Source organism: Streptomyces sp. NPDC005533, assembly GCF_042871845.1.
In the GTDB taxonomy this organism is placed as follows: domain Bacteria; phylum Actinomycetota; class Actinomycetes; order Streptomycetales; family Streptomycetaceae; genus Streptomyces.
In genome coordinates this window covers 1-2,806 of sequence record NZ_JBIAJH010000151.1, presented here as the reverse complement: position 1 = coordinate 2,806, position 2,806 = coordinate 1, and the positions used below count along the sequence as shown (strand labels likewise).

Genomic DNA, 2,806 nt, shown 5'->3' with positions numbered 1-2,806 from the left:
CCAGGTCATCCGTTCGACAGAGGGGACACAGTCATACCGGGCCCGGAGGCCAGCGGCCCCATTGCAGGACCGCGAAAAAGATAACGGGGGGGGGGCTGCTCAACTTCGCTTACAACAGTAACGCGACCGATAGTTCAGGAACCGCGCTCAATTGGCTAAAACTCTGCCCGGCCACCGACAGCACATGTTACTTCAACAAAAACAAGTTCCTCTTTGAGACCTGGAAGGGCCGCAACAGTAGTGCGCCCACGCAGACATACTTGCCCTGGGAGTTCGATCTCGCAACCACGATGATTATCACCGATACCGGCATCTACAAGGCCTCCAATATGCCCTCCACGCCAGCCACGACGGGCAAGAGAAACGAGGTCATCCTGCGTGATGAGCCGCACACCAATGACGCCGGACGACGACTGATGTACTGGACCGACCCGACGTCCACGGCGACGGAAGCGAATGCCAAGCACTTCCTCCTCGCCGTTCGCAACGCCAGCACGATGCCGATGACTACCCTCCAAAATATCAAGACCGACCTGATCGCCGCCGTAAATAACGAGAGAAACCCGGTTCGCTTAGCGCAAGAAATCTCTCCCCTGTCGACGAAGGGCACTCCTTACAGGATTAAGCCTCACTACTACCCAAAAAACAATCCAGCCGAGAAGGAAAATGTATGCTGGAATGCGCACGGCTCCGAAAATGAAATCCCATGGATGGCCAGATACTACTGCGATAACAACGATGCTAATGACGCCCAACATTTCACATTCGGCGCCACCGGTGGCAAATTACACATGACGGTGGACTCATCTCTCTGCCTCACAGATTCCAATCCCACTTCAACTCGCAAAGTGCAGTTGAAGAAATGTCAAGCAGGCGTCCCAGGGCAGCAATGGCAGCCTATGACAGGCGGAAAGATACGTGGCGGAGTGGGTGGAAATAAATGCATGACGGCGACACTAGCGGTCGACGAGTATCTAAATGCTGTCCCATGCAAGGAAGACGATCCGAAGCAAGTGTGGGACTTCGTTGTGGATCATACCTAACCTCAAACAGACAGCGCCGCTTTCCTCGTTAAATGGATTGCACATGTAGCGAGGAGGCGCGTACAGGGGAATTAAAATAGAGCCAAGCGATGCGGGCACGGGGACCTGCATACATGCCTCGGAAAATAATTCCCACCACTTTGGTGCCTGCGGCCTGACGGAAATAGCAAACCAGAACTCCAACGAGAACGGTGAAATTACTATTGAATCGAAGGTCTTTGGTTGCCTGCTTCATTCAGAGGAACTGGAGCAGGCGGCCGGCCTTCAGCCGGTCCGCCAAGAGCATCTTCGGGCCCTGAAAGCCCAATGTGAAGGCCTCGCCGAACAGCTCAAGACCAACGCCGTGCTCCTAAAAGAGCTGATGGCGAACGATGAGAACATAGCTCGTCTGGAACAGCATCTGCGAGCAACGCACCTTCAAAAACGCATCGTCTAATCCCTGGCTCACGACCGCCGGCCCACCGACGACGTCGGTCAGCTGCGCAATGCGCTGGCATCCGCGCAAGACCCGTCAGCGTTCTCGAAGAGCACACTTTTCAACGACGACGTACCCGCCGAGACAGAGCGCCGTCTCGCTGACATCGCGGCTCAGACGACCCCGTGGGCGTGGCGACTCAAGCTTGGACAGTCCGAAGAGCCGAACGAAGCAGGCATCAGCTTCAACAACTCAGCGTGGTCACCGGCGGCCTCAGGACTCATCCGGGGTGATCAGCAAATCATCGTCTACGACCACTCGAATCTCCCGGACGACTGGTTCCAACAAGCCATGATCGACAACTTCCCCCGACGAGGACGGCACACGCCACGCGCTCATTCCCCGTACTGGCTCACGTGACTTCACCAGCGAGCCTTCGACATTCGCCCTGCGCCCCGCCGCGGCACTGCTTCGCAGTTCAAGAGACAACCCGGCCCAGCTTCTCGCCGGTGGCCACTCGGCATGACCGGCTGACCGCCGGCCTCCAGGCGGCGGTACGTTCGGAGGTAAGGGGTGCAGCCTTGGCTACCAGAGCCCGCGACGGGGGCCGCGCGCCGGTCCTCGGGTGGCTGACCCCCTCCGCCCCCGCATGGCCCGACACCACGGCAACCGATCCGGGACCGCCCTGCCGGTCCAGTCCTCGTATTTCTCCCCGGGCTGCGGGGAGACAGCCAGACAAGGCCCGATCCCGGCGGACGGCCGAAATCTCAAAGGCTCTACGATGAGACGATGCCGAATTTCGAGGTAGTGACAGCCGTCGCCGCGCCGCCGGACCGCGTGTTCGCGGTATGCCTCGACGTGGAGGCCCATACCCGGTCTATGGCCGCTTCGTCGGAGCGGGCGGTCGACGGCAGAACCAGGGGTGAGCTGCTGCCCGGGGAGACGGTGACGTTCCAGGCCCGCCATTTCGGCCTAACCTGGCGGCTCACCGCCCGCATCACCTCCTACGATCCACCGCGACGTTTTGTGGACGAGCAAGAGGCCGGGCCCTTCAAACGATGGCATCACGCGCATCACTTCGAGCCGGATGGCTCCGGCGGCACCATAATGAGAGATGTCATCGACTTCGCTTCACCCCTGGGGCCGCTCGGGCGCACCGTCGACCGTATGCTCCTGAGCCGGTACCTGCCTCACCTCATCAGAACCCGGAACGCCTACCTGGCAAGCACCTTCCAGTCAACCTGACCCGGTTTAGACCGTGTCCTATGTGGTGAGGCGGACGAGGCGTTTGTAGCAGCAGAGGGCGGCTGCTAGGCCGAGGAAGGCCGGGTAGTTGCGGGGATGGCGT

2 protein-coding genes are annotated in these 2,806 nt (G+C 59.7%); both read left to right on the top strand.

Features of this window, described 5'->3' with window-relative positions; all coding sequences use genetic code 11:
* A partial coding sequence (locus ACFYP3_RS37465) for a ricin-type beta-trefoil lectin domain protein (RefSeq protein WP_388842579.1) occupies positions 1–1,043 on the top strand: 1,043 nt, incomplete at its 5' end.
* 1,204 nt (positions 1,044–2,247) lie between these two features.
* A complete protein-coding gene (locus tag ACFYP3_RS37460) occupies positions 2,248–2,703 on the top strand; it encodes an SRPBCC family protein (protein WP_388842577.1) in 456 nt (151 codons plus the stop codon).
* Positions 2,704–2,806 lie beyond the last annotated feature (103 nt).